Annotated in this window: 19 protein-coding genes; 6 read left to right on the top strand and 13 right to left on the bottom strand. The window is 56.7% G+C overall.

The features are described 5' to 3' along the window. Positions 1 to 5 precede the first annotated feature (5 nt). From ACR0B8_RS04380 to ACR0B8_RS04335, 10 genes are all read right to left on the bottom strand, one after another. Positions 6 to 782 (bottom strand): enoyl-CoA hydratase-related protein, encoded by a 777-nt coding sequence (locus tag ACR0B8_RS04380; RefSeq protein ID WP_170348607.1) that lies wholly within the window; start codon positions 780 to 782, stop codon positions 6 to 8. A 72-nt stretch (positions 783 to 854) separates the two neighbouring features. Continuing rightward, a complete protein-coding gene (locus ACR0B8_RS04375) occupies positions 855 to 1,316 on the bottom strand; it encodes a cytochrome c-type biogenesis protein (protein WP_170358326.1) in 462 nt (153 codons plus the stop codon). Next, positions 1,313 to 3,277, bottom strand: a complete 1,965-nt coding sequence (locus ACR0B8_RS04370; protein WP_226688489.1) for a heme lyase CcmF/NrfE family subunit — start codon at positions 3,275 to 3,277, stop codon at positions 1,313 to 1,315. Before ACR0B8_RS04370 ends, ACR0B8_RS04375 begins: the two co-directional genes overlap by 4 nt. A gap of 74 nt (positions 3,278 to 3,351) precedes the next feature. Next, positions 3,352 to 3,930: a holin family protein gene (locus ACR0B8_RS04365; RefSeq protein WP_226688490.1), complete on the bottom strand. Its 579-nt coding sequence runs from the start codon at positions 3,928 to 3,930 to the stop codon at positions 3,352 to 3,354. Next, the gene (locus ACR0B8_RS04360) at positions 3,921 to 4,532 is read right to left on the bottom strand and encodes a holin-associated N-acetylmuramidase (protein ID WP_170358320.1); all 612 of its coding nucleotides are present in this window, start codon (positions 4,530 to 4,532) and stop codon (positions 3,921 to 3,923) included. The genes ACR0B8_RS04365 and ACR0B8_RS04360 overlap by 10 nt, the downstream gene beginning before the upstream one ends. Positions 4,533 to 4,647: 115 nt before the next feature. Then, on the bottom strand, positions 4,648 to 5,094 hold the full coding sequence (gene ccmE, locus ACR0B8_RS04355) for a cytochrome c maturation protein CcmE (RefSeq protein WP_170348602.1): 447 nt from the start codon (positions 5,092 to 5,094) through the stop codon (positions 4,648 to 4,650). A gap of 7 nt (positions 5,095 to 5,101) precedes the next feature. Further along, a complete protein-coding gene (gene argC, locus ACR0B8_RS04350; protein WP_226688491.1) occupies positions 5,102 to 6,130 on the bottom strand; it encodes an N-acetyl-gamma-glutamyl-phosphate reductase in 1,029 nt (342 codons plus the stop codon). A 94-nt stretch (positions 6,131 to 6,224) separates the two neighbouring features. Further along, positions 6,225 to 7,034 (bottom strand): glutamate racemase, encoded by an 810-nt coding sequence (locus ACR0B8_RS04345; protein WP_170375186.1) that lies wholly within the window; start codon positions 7,032 to 7,034, stop codon positions 6,225 to 6,227. A gap of 8 nt (positions 7,035 to 7,042) precedes the next feature. Continuing rightward, positions 7,043 to 7,921, bottom strand: a complete 879-nt coding sequence (locus ACR0B8_RS04340; protein WP_170409714.1) for a lysophospholipid acyltransferase family protein — start codon at positions 7,919 to 7,921, stop codon at positions 7,043 to 7,045. A gap of 81 nt (positions 7,922 to 8,002) precedes the next feature. After that, positions 8,003 to 11,422: an indolepyruvate ferredoxin oxidoreductase family protein gene (locus tag ACR0B8_RS04335; protein ID WP_226688492.1), complete on the bottom strand. Its 3,420-nt coding sequence runs from the start codon at positions 11,420 to 11,422 to the stop codon at positions 8,003 to 8,005. 169 nt (positions 11,423 to 11,591) lie between these two features. On the opposite strand from ACR0B8_RS04335, the gene ACR0B8_RS04330 reads away from it, so the two are divergent. The 6 genes from ACR0B8_RS04330 (at position 11,592) to grxD (ending at position 18,626) form a co-directional block, all read left to right on the top strand. Continuing rightward, entirely contained in the window at positions 11,592 to 12,500 is a 909-nt protein-coding gene (locus ACR0B8_RS04330; RefSeq protein ID WP_226688493.1) for a LysR family transcriptional regulator, read from the top strand. 280 nt (positions 12,501 to 12,780) lie between these two features. Beyond that, on the top strand, positions 12,781 to 15,063 hold the full coding sequence (locus tag ACR0B8_RS04325) for a mechanosensitive ion channel family protein (protein ID WP_480657664.1): 2,283 nt from the start codon (positions 12,781 to 12,783) through the stop codon (positions 15,061 to 15,063). 159 nt (positions 15,064 to 15,222) lie between these two features. Next, the gene (purL, locus tag ACR0B8_RS04320; protein ID WP_226688494.1) at positions 15,223 to 17,382 is read left to right on the top strand and encodes a phosphoribosylformylglycinamidine synthase subunit PurL; all 2,160 of its coding nucleotides are present in this window, start codon (positions 15,223 to 15,225) and stop codon (positions 17,380 to 17,382) included. Between the two features lie 135 nt (positions 17,383 to 17,517). Then, entirely contained in the window at positions 17,518 to 17,754 is a 237-nt protein-coding gene (locus ACR0B8_RS04315; RefSeq protein ID WP_170348594.1) for a BolA/IbaG family iron-sulfur metabolism protein, read from the top strand. A gap of 232 nt (positions 17,755 to 17,986) precedes the next feature. Then, entirely contained in the window at positions 17,987 to 18,277 is a 291-nt protein-coding gene (locus ACR0B8_RS04310) for a hypothetical protein (protein WP_170358306.1), read from the top strand. Then, complete coding sequence (grxD, locus tag ACR0B8_RS04305) at positions 18,264 to 18,626, top strand: Grx4 family monothiol glutaredoxin (protein WP_170358304.1); 363 nt, start codon at positions 18,264 to 18,266, stop codon at positions 18,624 to 18,626. Before ACR0B8_RS04310 ends, grxD begins: the two co-directional genes overlap by 14 nt. On the opposite strand, the gene ACR0B8_RS04300 is transcribed toward grxD, so the two are convergent. The 3 genes from ACR0B8_RS04300 to ACR0B8_RS04290 are packed head-to-tail and all read right to left on the bottom strand — an operon-like array spanning position 18,627 to position 20,169. Then, entirely contained in the window at positions 18,627 to 18,980 is a 354-nt protein-coding gene (locus ACR0B8_RS04300; protein ID WP_226688495.1) for an MliC family protein, read from the bottom strand. Continuing rightward, complete coding sequence (locus ACR0B8_RS04295) at positions 18,977 to 19,372, bottom strand: cell division protein ZapA (RefSeq protein WP_170358299.1); 396 nt, start codon at positions 19,370 to 19,372, stop codon at positions 18,977 to 18,979. The genes ACR0B8_RS04300 and ACR0B8_RS04295 overlap by 4 nt, the downstream gene beginning before the upstream one ends. After that, positions 19,372 to 20,169, bottom strand: coding sequence for a hypothetical protein (locus tag ACR0B8_RS04290; RefSeq protein ID WP_170348589.1), 798 nt, complete (start codon positions 20,167 to 20,169; stop codon positions 19,372 to 19,374). Before ACR0B8_RS04290 ends, ACR0B8_RS04295 begins: the two co-directional genes overlap by 1 nt. Between the last annotated feature and the right edge of the window lie 231 nt (positions 20,170 to 20,400).

The raw sequence follows: 20,400 nt of genomic DNA, 5'->3' as shown, positions 1-20,400 counted from the left end.
ACGGTTCAGCGCCCCTCGAATTTCGGGGGGCGTTTTTCCATGAAGGCGACGACACCTTCGGCAAAATCACGGCTGCGCCCGCATTCCCCTTGTAAATGTGCTTCGGCGGCCAATTGCTGTGGCAGCGTTTTCTCATACGTCCCGCGGATGGCCTGTTTGATCGCGCCAAAGCCGGCTGTGGGACCATTCGCCAGATAGGCTGCACGTTTGCGCCAATGGGCATCGAATGTGTCGTCGGACACGGCTTCCCAGATCAGACCCCATTCATCAGCCTGCCGTGCGCTGATCTTGTCCGCGAATAAGGCGGCCCCCATCGCTTTGGCGAACCCCATCTGACGCGGCATGAACCACGTACCGCCCGCATCCGGCAACAACCCGATCCGGGCGAACGCCTGCAGGAAGTATGCGCTTTCGGTGGCGATCACCACATCAGCGCACAGCGCAAGGTTTGCCCCTGCCCCGGCTGCCGGTCCGTTCACAGCCGCAATGGTGGGCACCGGGCAATCATAGATCGTTTCCAGCATCGGTTCATATTCATCACGCAGCGTGCGTTCTAAATCGACCTTGCCGGTGCTGGACGCATCACCCAGATCCTGTCCTGAACAAAAGGCGCTTCCCGCTCCGGTCAGAACGATCGCCCTTGCATGACGCGCCGCATGTTTCATTGCATGAGTGACTTCGGCCCGCATCTGCGCGGTCATCGCGTTCATCTTGTCGGGCCGGTTCAGGGTGACAACAGCCAAATCATCCGTGATGTCCAAAAGGATTGTTTCGTATTCCATGAACCTTCCCCCAATTCCAAACTTTTCGGAACCCTGACCGAAATGGAGGGGAAGGAAAAGATGAACGCGGGGTCAGTCTTCAAGAATCTGGCGCAAACGCTCTTTCTCAGCCTCGCTGAGCGTGTCCTTTTCACCCGTGATCTGAACCCGGGACCGTTTTCGCAGGAAACTCCAGCCCATGACGGCTGCGATCAACAACATGATCGGGCCCGCAAGCCACAGCATCAGATTCGATCCCGAAGTGGTTGGCTTCAGCAAGACATATTCACCGTAGCGATCGACAATGAAAGCGATTGCCTCGTCATCCGTGTCCCCGGCCACTAGTCGCTCACGCAACAACAGGCGCAAGTCACGGGCCAGTTCGGCGTTGCTTTCGTCGATGCTCTCGTTGCGGCAAACCAGACAGCGAAGGCCGGTGCTAAGGTCGCGCGCCCGTTGTTCCAGCGCTGGATCGTCCAGCACTTCGTCCGGCTGTACGGCAAACAGGGGCGACGCGATGAGGGACAGGATCAGGACCAGGACCAGACGTTTCATTCCGCAGGTACTCCGCCCGATGGCGCCTTGCGCGCACCTGCCGCCACACGGAACCGGCGGTCCGACAGGCTGAGCAGCCCGCCCAGAGCCATCAGGATACACCCACCCCAGATCCAGTTGGCCAGCGGCTTGATATAGGTCCGCATGACCCAGCCACCATCCGCTTGCTGATCGCCGATTACCACGTAAAGATCCCCCAGGAACCGATAATCAATTGCAGCTTCGGTCGTGGGCATCCGTGCCACTGGGTAATCGCGCTTTTCAGGATGCAATGTTCCCATAGGCCGTCCATGCTTTTCGATCCGAACGTCAGCAGTGGTCGAGAAATAGTTTGGCCCTTCCACAAGCCGGACATCTTCCAAGGTCAGAATAAACTGCCCCACCTCGAACGGCTGACCTGGCTGTGCAACACGAATGTCTTCGACCTCCCACGCGGTCAACCCGGCGATGGCGAACATGGTCACGCCCATACCTGTATGAGCAACGGCCTTGCCCCAATCCGCACCGGGCAAACGAAACAGACGTTTCAGATTGCCTTTGCGGCCCGTACGGCTCCACAAATCAACCGCCGCGCCAAAGGTGATCCACGCGCCAAGGAACAGCCCAACCGGACCCAACGCACTGCGCCCTGTTTGCATTGCCCAGACCAGCAATGCCAGCGCAACGGCCAGAACAAAGGCATAGCGCAGCGAATAGGCAGTTTTGCCAAGCTTGCCGCGCTTCCACGGCAACATCGCACCCACTGGCAAAGCAATCCCTAACGCCACCATGAAGGGCGTAAATGCCGAATTGAAGAACGGCGCGCCGACCGAGAGTTTGCGGTCAAAGGCCATCTCAGCCACCATCGGCCACATTGTTCCGACGAATACGACGAAACAGCTGACGGCCAGCAGGATATTGTTCAGCACCAGCGCGCTTTCACGGCTGACCATGCCAAAAACGCCCTTGGCCTCCATCGCCTGCGCCCGCGCGGCAAACAGGGTCAGCGCGCCGCCGATGAAGATCACGAGGATGATCAGGATGAATACGCCACGCTCGGGGTCATTGGCAAACGCATGGACCGAAGTCAGAAGACCCGAACGCACAATGAAGGTACCAATCAGCGAAAAGCCAAAAGCAATGATTGCCAGCAGGATCGTCCAGCTTTTCAACGACTCGCGTTTTTCCACGACGATGGCCGAATGCAACAGCGCAGCGGCCAGCAGCCATGGCATGAACGAGGCATTTTCGACAGGGTCCCAGAACCAGAACCCGCCCCAGCCGAGCTCGTAATAGGCCCACCAGGACCCCAACGCGATACCGATGGTCAGAAATACCCAAGCCGCCAGCGTCCATGGGCGTACCCAGCGGCCCCACGCGGCGTCTACGCGCCCTTCGATCAGGGCGGCGACGGCAAAGCTGAACGCCATGCTCAGCCCCACATAGCCCAGATACAGAAACGGCGGATGAAAGGCCAAACCGGGGTCTTGCAGCAACGGGTTTAGATCGCGCCCGTCAAAGGGGGCCACGATCAGCCGGTCAAACGGGTTCGAGGTGAATAGGATAAACGCGAAAAACGCCACCCCAATTGCCCCTTGCACCGCCAATACCCGCGCCTTCAAAGTCGGCGGCAAACCGCCCCCAAAAAACGCGGCCATCGCGCCAAACAAGGACACGATAAGAACCCACAACAGCATAGAGCCTTCGTGGTTACCCCATGTTCCGCTGATCTTGTACAACATTGGTTTGGCCGAGTGACTGTTTTCAACCACGATCCTCAGCGAGAAATCGGACGTCACAAAGGCCCAGACCAGCGCACCGAACGAAAAGGCAACCATCGTAAATTGAATGATTGCCGCCGGTTCAGCGAAATTCATCCAGCTAGGCCAGCGTTTCGCTGCGCCTATCAGTGGAACCACCGATTGCACGATGGCAACCAGAAAAGCGAGGATCAGGGCAAAGTGGCCAAGTTCGGTAATCATGGCCCGGGTATATTCCTGTTCCGGGGCAAGCACCAATCACTTTCGCCCCTTTGGGGCGAGCATAGTGTCGCGGTTTAGGCCACGCGATTGCGTCGCCAATCCTCAAGCGCCGGATTTGCGTCCGGACGGCCTGCCTTTTCCGCCAACTCGGCGTCCGTTCCGGGATTTGCTGCGCCGACAGCGTCGCCATGCATTGCCTTCAGGGCTTGCAGGTTTTCTAAAACCTGAGGCGTGCGCTGCATCGTTGCGGTGATCTCTCGCTGCAGGTCTTGCACCTTGGCCTGATGACGCGCGCCGAAATAGAAGGACACAATCACCCCCAGCAACCACCACAGGGGTTCCGGTACCAGGGCAATCCCCTGCATTCGGGCCGCAAACCACAGCGGATCGACCATCGCCGCGACAAACAAACCCAAAGTACCAAGTGCCATAGCCGGTCGCGGCAGACGGTTGAGCCCATCCATGAACCGGTCAAACGCGCCCTTATTAGGGCCCTCAAATTCATCTCCGAACTGAACCATCGCCTGCTGTCGCAAAGCCAGACCACGCTCTGCCCCGTTTTCAGCATTTTCCCTGAATATTTCAGCAGTTTCCCGCACGACATTTCGGCTACCGCCAAACAAAAACGTCAACACGTCCGTGATCAAACCCATCCTGAAACCCTCGCTTGAAATTCCGCGTCACTCAGGTGGTAAATCGGCGAAACAAATTCCTCGGCCCGGCGAATCCAACCGCCCTTGCGGCCCGCCCGAGTGCGGGCATATTTGCGTGACGCAGGTCGATGATCTGCCAGACGGAAATAGTAGTTCCGCCGCGCCACACCGTACGCATCCCTGAGTGCATCCGGATCGGGGTCAGCCGCATCCCGGCAGGCCCGCGCGGTTTTGGGACCAATTGCCCCATCAACCACGATTTCGAACCCCATATCGCGCAACAGACGTTGCAGGATATTGACCGCGTGACTGCCAGCGTTGACATACATGTCAAAAACCGAAGCCCGCAATTCGTGCGGCAAGAGGTCCAACCGCGGTTGTTCAAAATAATGCTGCACGAAAATATCAATGGCCTGAGATTTGCTGAGCATCCAAACATCGGTGCGGTTGATTATCCCGTCACCTGAAAGATCAAGCCCGAGACGCCGCATCGTGTGAATGGTCACCCCGTATTTCGTCGCGCCACCGGGATCGTCCGAATCGTCCACAAAGCCACCTTCTCGCGCCACGATCTCAGTTGCAATCTGTCGCACCGTCTGCATCGCACCCTCCGCCTGCCGTTGACCAAACGCTGAGGCTAACCGGTTAATTTGGCGCAATGAAAAAGGGCGCTGCATGCGCAACGCCCATCAGTTCTTGCTTGTTAGCTAAGGTAAATCAGCTTTCACCAGCCTCTTTGTAAACACCCTGTTCTTTCAGGGCATCCACCACCTCTTTCGGCATGTACGTTTCGTCGTGTTTTGCAAGAATTTCTGTGGCTTCGAATACACCGTTCACGTAAGAACCCGTCCCTACCATGCCCTGGTTTTCCGCAAACAGATCCGGCAGAACCCCGGTAAACGCCACCGGCACACTTTCACCGCCATCGGTCACGACGAAACGCACCGTCTCGCCCTGCCCGCGAATGATCGAGCCTTCCTCGACCAGACCGCCGATACGAAACACTTCTGTCGGTTTCGGGGGTTCAGCAATCACCTGGCTGGGAGAGCGGAAAAAGTTAATGCCATCGCGCATCGCAAACCCAATCAACCCCGTCGCCAAGACCAATGCCACGACGGCCAGAAGAATGACTTGTACTCGACGACGTTTCTTGAGCGTTTTCATACCGTCCTCACGGGAATAGCGGGGCCATCATCAGCCCCCGGGTTTCATCTTCACCTAACATCAGGTTGGCGTTCTGCAAGGCTTGGCCGCTGCTACCTTTTGTCAGGTTATCCAATGCGCCGATCACGATGGCGCGGCGTTCGATCCGATCGCCGACAACACCGATATGGCAGAAATTCGAACCGCGCACATGGTGGGTCGAAGGTGTTTCGCCGAACGGCAACATCTGAATAAAGGGTTCATCTTCATAGGCTTTGGCAAGTGTCTCATACACACTTGCCGAGTCCCCTTTGACGTAAGTCGTCGCAAGAATTCCCCGGTTAGCCGGGATCAGGTGCGGCGTGAACTGCACATGCACCGTACGCCCCGCCAGTGCCGAGAATTCCTGATCGAACTCACCCAGATGCCGGTGCGTACCGCCAACGGCATACGCATTGTAGCCTTCGCTGAGTTCCGCATGCAGCAGATTTTCCTTCAGCGACCGGCCTGCGCCCGAAACGGCGCATTTCAGATCCAGCACAATATCATCCAAATCGATAACACCTGCAGAAATCAACGGACGCAGCACATACTGACCCGTCGCTGCATTACACCCGGTTCCCGCGACCAACCGCGCATTGCGGATGTCATCCCGGTAGAACTCGGTCAGGCCATAGACGGCCTCGTCCTGCTGTTGCAGCGCGGTGTGCGGGTTTCCGTACCATTTTTCGTATTCATCCGGGTCACGCAGACGGAAATCCGCGGACAGATCAACGATTTTGAGGTTTTGCGGCAGGTCACGAATGACCTCTTGGCTAGTTTTGTGTGGCAAGGCGCAGAAACACAGGTCGACCGTGGAAAAGTCGATCTCAGAGATTTTGCACAGGTCTGGCAAATCCATGTGACGCAGATGCGGAAAGACCTGTGCCATTGACATGCCGGCCTTCCGCTCGGCGGCCAAGGCAGTGATTTCCATATTCGGATGCTCTGCGATCAGCCGCACCAGTTCGGCGCCGGTATAGCCGGATGCGCCCAAAATTGCGATTTTATGGGTCATGTCAGACCTCTTGTTCCAGTGTGTCACAAATCACGACCGCCGATGTGACGGTCTTCGAATAAAGGAGAGTGTGCAGCAGCGTCCTTGACCTAAGTCAGGCGGCCTCGAACGAAATTTGTCGTCGGAGGAACTGCGTCGCCCGGTCGCTGACAAAATCTGGCTTTCCAGTAGTCAAGAAGCCACCCTTGCCTTCGCCCTGCATGTTGGGGTGACGTTGAAGGTAATCCCCAAGGCTTTCAGCAACCAAGGCGCCCTGACTATAAACCTGAACATCCGGGCCCAAGGCGGCCTGAAAGGTTTCCGCCATCAACGGATAATGCGTGCAACCCAGAATGGCTGCTTGCGGTTCTGGCATTTTCCGTTTCAGCGCATCTACATGGCTGCGTACCAGTGCCTCGGCCAAGATCATGTCGCCGTCTTCGATGGCATCGACCACGCCGCCGCACGCTTGCGCCTCGACGTCTACGCCGATGGCTCGGAACGCCAGCTCTCGCTGGAAGGCTCGGCTAGACACCGTTGCGGGCGTGGCAAACAAGGCAACGTGCTTTACGGCAACCTCACGCGGAGGGCTGTTGTCGCCCCACTGCCGCTCAGTCAATGCCTCGATCAAAGGCACAAAGACTCCCAGGACACGCTTGCCGGCAGGCACACCCTCTTCCTGCATCCGACGCAGCGCGGCGGCGCTGGCGGTGTTACAGGCCAGAATCACCAGATCGCAGCCACGGTCCCACAAGTTGTAAACAGCGTGCCGTGTCAGAGCATAAATATTCTCGGCGTCCCGCACGCCATAGGGCGCATGCGCGCTGTCCGCAAAGTACAGAAAATCCACGTCCGGCAGACGTTTCTGCGCGGCGTCAAGAACGGTTAAACCGCCCAAACCAGAATCAAAAATGCCTACTGCCATTAGCCTCTTTAGGCGCGATGCCGTTCCTCGAATTCATAGCCGTAATCATAAGATTTCAACGGCGTCGGGGACAGCTCATACGTGGCTTTGCGCAAGAAATCCATCATCTTGCGCGTATCCGTGGCCAATGGGTCCAGAACGTCGCGGCCGATGGGCTCTCCGATCACCACTTTGACAGGCGTATCCACGCGTTTTTTGAACTCTTTGATCAGCAGTCCCATGCGTAAAGTATTGTGCAAATGACTGGCAATCTGGAACAAGCGCGACGTGTGACCGTCAAAGAAGACCGGCACTACAGTGGCGTTCGATTTGGCCACCATTCTTGCCGTGAACCCACGCCAGCCTGGATCCATCGGGTGTGAAAAGGGTTTGAGCCCGGTGCTGACCGTACCACCCGGAAATATCCCGATGGCTCCGCCCTCGTCCAAATATTTCAACGCCGCTTTGCGCGTCTCAAGGTTCTGTCTCATCGCCTCTTTGGTTTCGTCAAACGCAATCGGCAGGACGATCTTGTTCAGATCCTCGGCTTTGCGAAACACGTGATTGGCCAAAATTCGGAAATCGCCACGTGTCTGAGACAGGATGTGGCCCATCATCAACCCGTCCAGAATACCGTAAGGATGATTGGCAATCAGAATTAGAGGCCCGGTCGTCGGAATATTCGTCAACGAACCGTCAACAATATCCAACGACAGACCATAGCGACCCACCATGACCGACCAAAAGTCGCGCCCTTTAGCGACCTCTTTCTCATACCCGTCTGCGCGCTTGATCAGGCGCAAACGCCCAGTGGTGTTCTCCATCAGCTTGATCACCATCCGCCCCCCTTTGGTTGCGGCGGAATAGGCATAGGATATGTCACGAGCGATATGGCGGCGCGAGGGCATACGACTCTCCGAGAGTTTGCGGCCTGCAAGATAAGTATAAGCGGCAATTTTGCCTAGGTTTCGTGACAATCCCGTTACGGTTTATTCGGCGGCAGCGCGCAGCTCTGGCCCTCCGTTCCGTATGGTGGCCAGTAATTCCTCGCGCCGTTTGGCCGCCTTGGCCTCGTTGGCCTGCAACACCGGCCCGAACCCGCGAATGTCCAGCGGCAATTGCGCCAGCGCAATCACTGCGTCGCGGGTCTGAGGTGTAACAAGAGGTTTTATCTCATTAAGGTCATTTTCATATTGCTTGATCAAGGCGCGTTCCATCCGCCGTTCTGCACTGTAACCAAAAATATCCAGAGGTGTTCCCCGCAGTGACTTCAACCGCGTGAGCAGTTTCATCGGCTTCAAAATCCACTCACCGAAGGAACGTTTGCGAGGACGTCCGTCAGCACCAGTTCCGCCAAGGATGGGCGGGGCCAGGTGAAAGGTCATTTTGAAATCCCCGTCAAACTCGGCTACAGCTTTTTCGCGGCTGCCCAACATCAACCGGGCAACCTCGTATTCATCCTTGTATGACAACAACTTATGATAGCCTTTTGCCACGGCTTCGCGGATTGCTTCATCATCAAACATGTCCACCATTTTGCGATATCGTTTGGCCAACCGACCGCTTTGATACTCTGTCAGGTGCTGCGCACGATAGTCGATCTTTTGCTCTAAAGATTTTGGCATATCTGACACGTTAGGCTCTAAAATGCCTGCAACCTCCTGCGAGTGCAGAACCGCCCAACGCCCTATGTCAAAAGCACGCTTGTTGCGCTCGACCGCAGTTCCATTCAGTTCGATGGCCTGAATTACGGCATCATGGCTGATGGGCAGCAAGCCCTTCTGCCAGGCCGCACCAAAAACCATCATGTTGGAATAGATCGAGTCGCCCATCACCGCGCGCGCCAGATCGGTTGCGTCAAACAGTGAGACGTCATCCTTCAACCGCGCCTGCAAGGCCAGTTCAAGCCGGTCACCCGGAATGCGGAAATCGGTATCGCGGGTGAAATCTCCGGTCACCGTCTCATGATTGTTGATCACGGCCCCGGTTTGACCCGCGCGCGTCAGACCCAGCGTCTTGGCCCCGGCAGAGACAACCAGATCGCCCCCGATCAGTGCATGTGCCTCACCTGTGGCAACGCGAATAGCGCTGATATCCTCGGGCCGGTTTGCCAAGCGACAATGGATATGAACGGCACCACCTTTTTGAGCAAGGCCTGCCATCTCCATCATTCCGGCGCCTTTACCGTCGATCTGTGCCGCCTGTGCCAAAATCGCACCCAGCGTCACCACACCTGTGCCGCCAACACCAGTGATCACCACGTTATGTGTCCCTTTGATTTCAGGCAGCACTGGTTCAGGTAGATCCGGTAGATCGATATCGGTGGTTGCTTCCTTACGGATTTTTGCACCTTCAAAGGTTACGAACGACGGGCAAAACCCGTTGAGGCAAGAGAAATCCTTGTTGCAGCTTGATTGATCAATAGCCCGTTTGCGACCGAACTCCGTCTCTTTCGGCACAATCGAGACGCAGTTCGATTGCACGCCGCAATCGCCGCATCCCTCGCAAATGTCAGTATTGATGAATACGCGCTTATCGGGGTCTGGAAACTCACCTCGTTTGCGCCGACGCCGTTTTTCGGCCGCGCAGGTTTGGATGTAGACGATGACCGAAACACCCTCGGTCTCGCGGAACTGTTCTTGTACCCACATCAAATCCGCACGCTCAAAGGTTTCCACACCAGCAGGCATCGCCTTGAAATTCACATCTTCCTTTTCATCATAGACTACGGCCACGTTCTGCACGCCCATAGCCTTGACCTCGGCAACAATCCGTTCCGCCGACAGTCCTCCCTCGTTTTCCTGACCGCCGGTCATGGCGACAGCGTCGTTGAACAGGATTTTGAAAGTGATGTTGGTGCCCGCAGCCAACGCCGCCCGGATCGCCTGCACGCCGGAATGGTTATACGTCCCGTCACCAAGGTTCTGGAACACGTGCTTGGTGGTCGAAAATGGCGCTTCGCCAATCCAGTTTGCGCCCTCACCCCCCATCTGCGTGAACCCGGTGGTCTCGCGGTCCATCCATTGCACCATATAATGACAGCCAATACCCGCATAGGCGCGACTGCCGTCGGGCAACCGGGTAGAACTGTTATGCGGACAGCCCGAACAGAAATACGGCAGACGAGTCGCGATTTCTTCGGCGTTGTCGGCTCGGCGGGCCTCGGACAGTTTGGCCAAACCGGCGCGGACGCCTTCTGTGTCGTGGCCCTCTTCGATCAGAATCTCACCCAGCTTCTCGGCGATCATATTCGGATCAAGCGCACCACGGGTCGGAAACAGCTCTTCACGGTGAAGGGTCCCGGCCCCGCCCTTATACCAGCCGTACACACGGCGGCCGCGACGGTCGTCAAAGATGGCTTCTTTGACCTGAACCTCGATCAATTTTCGCTTTTCTTCAACGATAACAATCAGGTCCAGTCCTTCAGCCCAGTCATGAAATCCAGTCATGTTTAGCGGGAAGGTCTGACCAATCTTGTAGGTCGTGATCCCCAACCGTTCAGCCTCATCCGCGTCGATGTTCAGCAACGACATGGCATGGGACAGATCCAGCCAGTTCTTGCCGGCCGCAACAAACCCGATCTTGGCGCCGGGTTTGCCCCACACACGCTTGTCCATCTTGTTGGCGTGCGAGAACATCTCCGCCGCGAAACGTTTGTGGTCGATGATCCGCCCTTCTTGCAGGTGCGGCGTGTCGCCCAAACGTATGTTCAATCCGCCCTCGGGCATGTCGAACTCGGGCACGACAAGCTTCATCCGGTCAGCACTGCCATCAACGACCGACGTGACCTCAATCGTGTCCTTCATCGTCTTCAGGCCAACCCAAAGCCCCGAAAACCGGCTGAGCGCGAAACCGTAAACGCCATAGTCTAAAATCTCTTGCACACCCGCAGGGCTGACAATTGGCATGTACATATCAACCAAAGACCATTCCGACTGATGCAGAACGGTCGAGCTTTCGCCAGTATGGTCATCACCCATCGCCACCAGCACGCCGCCATGTTTGGCCGTACCCGCCATATTGGCGTGGCGCATCACGTCACCGGACCGGTCTACACCCGGCCCCTTGCCGTACCAGAGACCGAAAACACCATCGAACCGCCCATCCCCGCGCAGTCCAGCCTGCTGGCTGCCCCAAAGCGCTGTGGCGGCTAGGTCCTCGTTCAAACCGTACTGGAATGTGATGTCGCTTTCAGTCAGCTGTTTCTGTGCCCGCGTCATCTGTAGGTCCACCGCGCCCAGCGGTGAGCCGCGGTACCCGGTAACCAATCCAGCTGTATTCAGTCCTGCCTGCGTATCCCGGGACTTTTGCATCAGCATCAGGCGAACCAGCGCCTGCGTGCCGTTCAAAAGAATTGGGTTCTTATCCAGATCGTAACGATCATTTAGCGATATTTGCGGCTGACTCATCAAACGCCTCCCCACGTCAGATCAGTGTGCTATATATTTCTACATTTTAGGTCATAAATTCTGACCTGTATAGGGTTTATCCCCTGAAACCTAAGGATTTCACCGTTTGAATGTAGAAGTTGCTACCTATTTCATATAGGCAGTTCGAAAGATAACGAAAGTTGCGGCGATGGATTGGGACAAGCTTAGAATATTTCACGCAGTTGCGGATGCAGGCAGCCTGACTCATGCAGGTGACAAGCTGAACTTGTCGCAATCGGCCGTCAGCCGACAGATCAGAGCGTTGGAAGAGTCGCTTGATTCGACGCTGTTCCACCGCCACGCGCGCGGGTTGATCCTGACAGAACAGGGCGAGTTGTTGTTTGACGCAACCTCGGCCATGACAAAACGTCTGGACGCTGCTGCTGCGCGCATTCGCGACAGCGAAGAAGAAGTGTTTGGCGTTCTGCGCGTCACAACTACGTACGGCTTTGGCACGCTTTGGCTGGCACCGCGCCTGCCGAAACTGTACGAGCAGTTCCCCGATCTCAATATCGACCTGATGCTGGAAGAGCGCGTGCTAGACCTGCCCATGCGCGAGGCTGATGTCGCCATCCGCATGAAAGAGCCCAGCCAGGCCGATCTGGTCCGCAAACGCCTGATGACCGTGCAGATGCAGCTGTACGCGACGCAGGAATACATCGATACCCATGGCGGTATGCTGAAATCTTTGGACGAAATTAAAAATCACCGGCTGATCTGTCAGACACCTTCGGCACCGCAGGTTGGTGCGGGTGCTGCGATGGTGCGCCATCTGATGACGTACAATCCAGGATCCCTGCTGACCGTGAACAATTATTTTGGTGTGCTTCAGGGTGTGCTGCATAACTTGGGTATTGGCGTCCTGCCAGACTACGTTACCCAAGGGCTTCCCAATGTCGCGCCGATCCTGTCGGATATCGAAAGTGCGGATGTTCCCGTATACCTCGCCTATCCCGAGGAACTGCGCCATTCCAAGCGCGTCGCGGCCTTCCGTGACTTTGTTCAGGATGAGATCATAACGCAGCGCAAACAATTGAAGCAGATGGGAAAACTCTAGCTATGCACCACTGGCATAGCGGGGTTGATCAGCAATCATTCTGAAATCTCTTGATCGTTCACAAAGTGATCCCTAAATGAACTCTCGAAGGCGGTGATGCTGAAACGCTCATCATCTTCATACCTCCCTGTTGGACTACGGCCGAGCTTAGTGCTCGGCCTTTTTTTTGGCCATTCGGCAACGCGCGCTGTGTTCGGCTGGCAAAACATCTGGGAAACTCGGGCACTTAGACCTATGATCACGAAAAATTCACGAAGACTTGTGTTCGAGGACAGATTCGATGTTTCAGCCCCTTCGCCTTTTGTTGGCGATACTTTCCGTCATTTGCCTTTCAGGGCCGGTTCTTGCGCAGGATAGCGGATCGACCGGTTCCTCAACCACTATCAGCATTCCCGATGATCTGACGCCTGAACAGGTGGACGATCTGGTCGCGCGTATGTCTGACGATCAGGTCCGCGCTATTTTGCTTGAGCGTTTGGACGCGGTCGCTGAACAAAAGGCTGCCGAAGCAGAGGATCGCGAAGATCCCATCAAGGAAATCGGCGCAATTTGGGCGGCAATGGTGACGTCCTGGACGCAGGTCGTGGTCACGGTGCCGAATATATTCAGTGCTCAGGCCCATGCGGCCGAGAACTTTATAAGCACATTCGGATCAAGCGGCGCTCTTACGCTGATGGGTTTGATTCTGAGCGTTTTGATTGCAGGCTACATTGCGGAAAAGCTTTTCTACCTGCTCACCAACAGATGGCACAGTCAAGCAAGTGCGACCGAGGAAAGTGACCTTTGGGGTGCGGTAAGCTTCCTGTTTCGCCGCTTTTGCCGCGAGATTGCTGGGCTAGTTGTTTTTTATGTCGTGATCCGCGCCTTGGGACGCGGATTGTTGACGCCTGAACAACTGACCTACGCCGCACCTTTCGTCCTTTACCTGATCTGGGTTCCACGCCTTGGCGCGGCTGCCTCGCGGTTCATACTGGCCCCGAACCAACCCCAATATCGGCTGGTCAACATTGACGACCACTGGGCAAAATACCTGCACCGTAATCTGATCGGGCTGTTGATCCTGATCGGGTTGACGTTGTTCATTATCCATTTCAACGAATTGAACGGCATCACCGGGCGTGAAACCCGGATCGGGTTCTGGCTGAACGGTGCAATCCACATCTATATCGGAGTGATTGCCTGGAAAGCCCGTGAAGGCCTGTCCCAGATGATGCTGGGGACAGACCCGGACCACACCAAGTTCGACGAGGAAGTCGCTCATTATTACCCATATTTCGCCATCGGCGTATCTGCGGTGATCTGGCTACTTGTCGAGTTCCTGGCTGCTCAGCGCGACCCGATGTTGCGCGCCTTGTTGCTGCAGGGTGCACATTTCACCACCATGTTCTGGCTGCTGATTGCACCCGCTCTGGACACGCTGATACGTGGTTTGGTGCGCCATCTGCAGCCGCCGATGCAGGGCGAAGGCCCCGTGGCCGAAAAGGCGTATAAATCGACCAAGCGCAGCTATATCCGCATCGGACGGGTCTTGGCTGGCATTCTGGTCATCTTGATGATCGCCAACGCCTGGGACCTTGATCTTCGGGAAATCGCAGGCGGCGGCGATGAATCCGGCAGCAAGGTTATCCAGTTCTTTATTATTATTGCCGTTGGCTACATCCTCAATGAGCTTGTGTCGCTTTGGGTCAATCGCCGTCTGGCCAAAGAACAAGCAGCCGATCAAAGCCCGGATGAAGAGGCTGGCGAAGGTGGTGGCTCGGGCGGGTCACGGTTAGCCACTGTACTGCCCCTGCTGCGTGTGACCGCTCAGGTCGCTATCGCGGTCATCTTTGTGCTGCTGGCGCTTGGGGCGTTGGGGATCAACATCACCCCCCTGCTGGCCGGTGCTGGTGTCCTGGGTCTGGCCATTGGTTTTGGTGCACAAAAGCTGGTGGCCGATATCGTGGGCGGTATCTTCTTCCTGGTCGATGACGCCTTCCGTGTTGGAGAATACGTGGATGTCGGCGGCACCACCGGTACGGTCGAAAAAATCTCGATCCGTTCGATGCAACTGCGCCACCACCGCGGGCCGGTTCACACTATTCCCTACGGTGAGATTCAAAAGCTGACCAACTACAGCCGTGACTGGGTCATCATGAAGCTGAAGTTCACCGTGCCCTTCGACACCGACCCCAACAAGGTCAAGAAGATCTTTAAGAAGATCGGTGCCGAGATGATGGAGGACGAAACCCACAAGGACGGTTTCCTGCAGCCCTTCAAGTCTCAAGGCGTGTTCGACTTTGATGATGTCGGCATGATCATCCGCGGTAAGTTCATGGCCAAGCCGGGTAAGCAGTTCACCCTGCGCAAGGAAATCTTCAACCGTGTGAAGGCCGCGTTCAAGGAAAACGGCATCGACTTTGCCCGCCGCGAGGTGCGCGTTGCGATCCCCGGCCTGGATGACGTGGATAACCTAAACGAGGAACAAAAGGCCGCTATCGGTGCAGCAGCCGGAGAAGCAGCAAACCAACAAGCGGAACAGCAGGGTCAGAAATCGGGTTCGGAACACGGTGCGCCAAAATAACGACCTGACACTACAAACACGCAAAGGCCGCCCTGAGGGCGGCCTTTTTTCATCGGATTGGCACAGGAAACCATCAGACCCCGGTCTTAACCCTTTCCACCGACGCGCCCTTGCCCTAAAAGGCGCGCAATCTCGGCCACCTTGAGAACAGGACAGACGATGCAAGAGCCCGCCATCACACCGGATCTGATTGCCGCCCACGGATTGAAGCCCGACGAATACGACATGATCCTTGAGATCATCGGCCGCGAGCCGACATTCACCGAGCTGGGCATCTTTTCCGCCATGTGGAATGAGCATTGCTCGTACAAATCCTCGAAAAAGTGGCTGCGCACCCTGCCCACTTCGGGTCCGCAGGTGATCTGCGGTCCGGGTGAGAACGCCGGTGTCGTGGATATTGGCGATGGGCAAGCGGTTGTTTTCAAAATGGAAAGCCACAACCACCCGTCTTACATCGAACCCTACCAGGGCGCGGCGACCGGGGTTGGTGGTATCTTGCGCGATGTCTTTACCATGGGTGCGCGTCCCATTGCGTCAATGAACGCACTGTCCTTTGGCGAGCCCGGCCACCACAAGACCCGCCAGCTGGTCAATGGCGTTGTCGAAGGCATCGGCGGCTATGGCAACTGCTTCGGCGTGCCTTGTGTCGGTGGCGAAGTGCGATTCCATCCTGCCTATAACGGCAACTGCCTTGTGAACGCCTTTGCTGCAGGTCTGGCCGACAGCGACAAGATATTCTACTCGGCAGCCTCGGGTGTTGGCATGCCCGTCGTTTATCTGGGTGCCAAAACCGGGCGCGACGGGGTTGGTGGTGCAACCATGGCCTCGGCCGAGTTTGACGACACGATCGAAGAAAAACGTCCAACCGTTCAGGTCGGTGACCCCTTCACCGAAAAGCGCCTGATGGAGGCGACGCTGGAATTGATGCGAACCGGTGCCGTGATTTCGATTCAGGACATGGGTGCGGCTGGTCTGACCTGTTCCGCCGTTGAAATGGGCGACAAAGGTGGTCTGGGTGTGCGCCTCGATCTGGAGAACGTCCCTCAGCGCGAAGAGGATATGACAGCGTACGAGATGATGCTGTCTGAGTCTCAGGAACGCATGCTGATGGTCCTGAAGCCTGAGCTAGAGGCCGAAGCCCGCGCCGTGTTCGAGAAATGGGATCTGGATTTTGCCATTGTCGGCGAGACCATCGCCGAAGATCGCTTCCTGATTGTCCATAACGGCGAGGTTAAAGCCGATCTTGTGCTGTCGAAGCTGTCTTCCACCGCACCGGAATACGACCGCCCGTGGGAGCCTACACCCGAAGCTGAAGAACTGGCCGAGGTTCCGCAGATCGACCCGATCGACGGCCTGCGCGCCCTCCTCGCTTCGCCGAACTATGCGGGCAAGCAATGGGTGTACGAACAATACGACACCATGGTCATGGCCGACACCGCGCGCACGCCGGGTCTGGGTGCGGGCATGGTTCGCGTGCATGGCACAGACAAGGCATTGGCCTTCACCAGTGATGTCACCCCCCGCTATGTGCGCGCCAACCCGGTTGAGGGTGGCAAGCAGGCCGTCGCCGAAGCGTACCGCAACCTGACTGCCGTTGGGGCAAAACCACTGGCCACCACCGACAACCTGAATTTTGGCAACCCCGAAAAGCCCGAGATCATGGGCCAGTTTGTTGGCGCAATTCAGGGTATCGGCGCTGCGGTCGCCGCGCTGGACATGCCCATCGTGTCGGGCAACGTGTCGCTGTATAATGAGACCGACGGTCAAGCGATCCTGCCTACCCCGACCATTGGCGCGGTTGGCCTGTTGGACCACACCGACGAAATCATCGGTAACGAGGTCCGCGAAGGCCACGTCGCGTTGGTCATTGGCGAAACAAATGGGCATCTGGGTCAGTCGGCCCTTCTGGTCGAAGTGTTCAACCGCGAAGACGGCGACGCGCCGCATGTCGATCTCGACGCCGAAAAGCGCAATGGTGAGTTTATCCGCGCCAATCGCGAGATGATCAAAGCCTGCACCGATCTGGGTGATGGTGGTCTGGCCCTGGCGGCTTTCGAACTGGCCGAAGCCGCAGGCGTTGGCGTTCACCTCGACGAAGCCTCGACCGAGTTTTTGTTTGGCGAAGATCAGGCCCGTTATCTGGTCGCCTGCAACTTTGACCAGGCCGAGGCGCTGATGATCGCAGCAGGTCAGGCCGGTGTTCCACTGGTCTCGGTCGGTCGCTTTACTGGTGACGTTGTCAAAGTCGGCAATTCCGAGGCCCCTCTGGCCGAGTTGACGAACACGTTCCGCGACAGCTTTGCCGCCGCCGTGGCTTGATCATATCTTGAAGCTAATTCGCGAAACCTGCGCCCATATTGGCGCAGGTTTTGTCGTTTCAAGCCCCTCATCACACCCTTGCACGCCCTGTCCGAGCGCTCTACATCTTGAGAAAGATCTTCAGGAGTTATCTACATGCCGATGAGCACCCACGAAATCGAACACTTGCTGCGCGAAGCCTTTCCGGATGCGGAAATTCAGGTCGGCGGGCACGACGGCGTTCATATGTCCGCCATGGTCGTGGACGAAAGCTTTCGCGGGAAAAACCGGGTGCAGCAACAACGCGCGGTTTACGCAGCGTTGAAGGGTAAAATGGATGGCCCGGATGGAGAGCTTCACGCGCTGGCGTTGACAACGAAAGTGCCTGAATGACGATCACGTTCTGGATTTATACAATTAGCGGCTTATTGACATGCGCCGGTTTCGTGTTGATTCTGAAATCAACTTTCGGCAAATCCCGATACAAACAGAAGCGCGGCGCAACACCCAGCCAGAACGCGAGCTTAGTTGCGTCTACAACAGACACGGGTAAAGGCGGTGGCGTTAGTGCAATGCCAATACCTGGAGATCCTCAGCAATATACTAAAGCAATGTCCCCGAAAAAATGAGCGGCTGGCTGTTCTGGATAGGTGTAATCGCAACATTGATAGTTGCCGCTGCTCTGATCGAAGCCTATGTGAAGCGGAACAGAAAACGCAACCTCGCCGATATGCGTCCGGACCCGGACAAAATCAGTAAGGTCGGCGGCATTGAAAGATACGGGCTGGACCCGCTGGCCCTGGCGCAAGCCGAACACCGGCGGTTAGAGGAAGAAGGATGGGACCCCGACCCGTCACAGAATGAAATTACTGCCCCCGATGCGGGCAAAGAGGACAAGCAAGATGACCGACGTTAAGACCCAGATCGACGACACAGTCAAAGCCAACGACGTGGTGCTGTACATGAAAGGCACCAAAGAGATGCCGCAATGCGGGTTCTCGTCCCGCGTGGCCGGTGTGCTGAACTATATGGGTGTGGATTTCACTGACGTGAACGTTCTGGCCGATGAAGACGTGCGTCAGGGCATCAAGGATTATTCCGACTGGCCGACCGTGCCTCAGTTGTACGTCAAAGGCGAGTTCGTTGGTGGCTGCGATATCATCACCGAGATGACCCTTTCTGGCGAGTTGGACACGCTGTTTGACGACAACGGTGTCGGCTACAACAAAGAAGCAGCCGACAAGATCCGCGAAGCAAACGCTTGATCAGCGGCTGACGCAATTATCCAGAATGACCTGCTCACTGGCGGCATCCGATCCTGTCGCCAGAAAGCTCACGGTTGCGTCCCATCCTTTTGAGCGCAGGATGTACGTCCCTGTCTCTCCGTCGGATTCATAGCGTATGCCGGAACCGCTTTGGACCTGACGCAGAGTGACCAATTGGTTATCCACCATCATTGCTGCTGCACTCGACCCGTCCGGCGCGTTGAAATAGGCCACTTCCAATGGCACGCCGTTCTGGCATGTGAATGTCACTGGCAGAATGTCGATCTCAGCCCAAGCCAAGCCACTGGGCAAAGCAAATGCCACGGCGCAGGCGACCGTCTTTACAGAGTTCATCCCGCTGACTTCTCCTCGATCACGGATGCCAAGGCTTCGGCCCGCGCGGCTATTTCCGCCAGCGTGTCCGTCACTGACGGAGGTACCACGGCCACCTCGATACGCTCAGGCTCGGGCTGTGGCATGTTTCTGAGGGTTCGAAGCTCGGTCTCAACCTCGGCCAGCTTTGCCTCGAGCGCCTTGATCTTGTCATCGGTTCCGGCGGCCTTGTCGGCCAGCATCAGCCCAGCCATCAGCAGCATCCGCGATTCTGGCATGCGCCCGATCTGATCGGACAAAACTTGCGCCTCGTCATCCAGCAATTTGGCAGCCGAATGCAGGAACGCCTCTTCCCCCTCCTGGCACGAAACATCAAAGCCGCGGCCACCGATTTGAATAGTCAATTCGGGCATTATTCAACCTCTCCTTCCGCCAGTTTCGCCTTCGACAGCAGCGGCTCTAATCGCGCCAGAACTGCGTGCGCTTCGGCAGCGTCGGTTGCTTGTGCAGCGCGCGTCGCCTCAAGTTCGGCCACTGTTGCGCGGTTAAGCAGATCAGCATCCGGCACGCCGTCTTCGGCGGCGGCGCGCAGTTCATCCACCGATTGCCGCAACTGTTCATTCGCCTTGCGCATGCGTTGCAGATCGTCATCCAGACGGGACATCGCCGCCCCATGACTGGATCGCTCAGCGCGCAACATATCCAGCTCGGCGCTCAACTCGGCGACGCGTTCGCTGTCCGCCAGTTCAGACCGCAGGCGCGCGTTTTCTGCTTCGACACCCTGTGTCGCAGCCGCTGCGGCCTTGAGCTGCGCATTTTCGGCCTTTAGCGCCTCAACCTCATCCTGATTTTCCAACGCGGCCTTAGCCGCGGCCAACTCGGCGCGGGCGGCCTCAACCGAGGCCAGTTTTGCCTGCGCCTCTGCCAATTGCTCGCGCAATGCCCCGTTTTCCGGGCTTTCAACGGGCGTGGTCCGCAGCCGTTCCATGTCCGAACGCATGGCGTCGACTTCTAGTTCGTGGCGCTCTTTCAGCGATTTCAGACGTTCTTCCAACTGCGCATTGGCGACACGTTCATCATCCAATGCCGTCCGCAGAGCGTCATCTGCACCACCGCTGACCGGAGACGTATCCCGCAGCGTATCGACGCCGGTCCCTATCCGATCCATTGCAGCAACAATACGGCGATGTAATTCTTCGATCTGGCTCATGCCCCTGCCACCTCTTAACCAAGGTTCCTTGTATCGCGGATAGTCCGAATCAATATCATCCACGTCTTGCCCTAGTCTAACCTAACGAGGCGGAAAATACCCACTGTTTGCTTTCAACAACTTGGGCAGCTTTCTTGAACCACTACCTCATCAGAAATCCCGGTTCTACTTGCACTTTGGAGGCTGGATGGTATTGAGCGCCACATCTGCCTGTAATCCAAAGGAACAACG

The organism is Ruegeria sp. BH6 (assembly GCF_056538105.1).
Note: the sequence above shows the minus strand (reverse complement) of the source record. Positions and strands in the feature narration are given on the sequence as shown.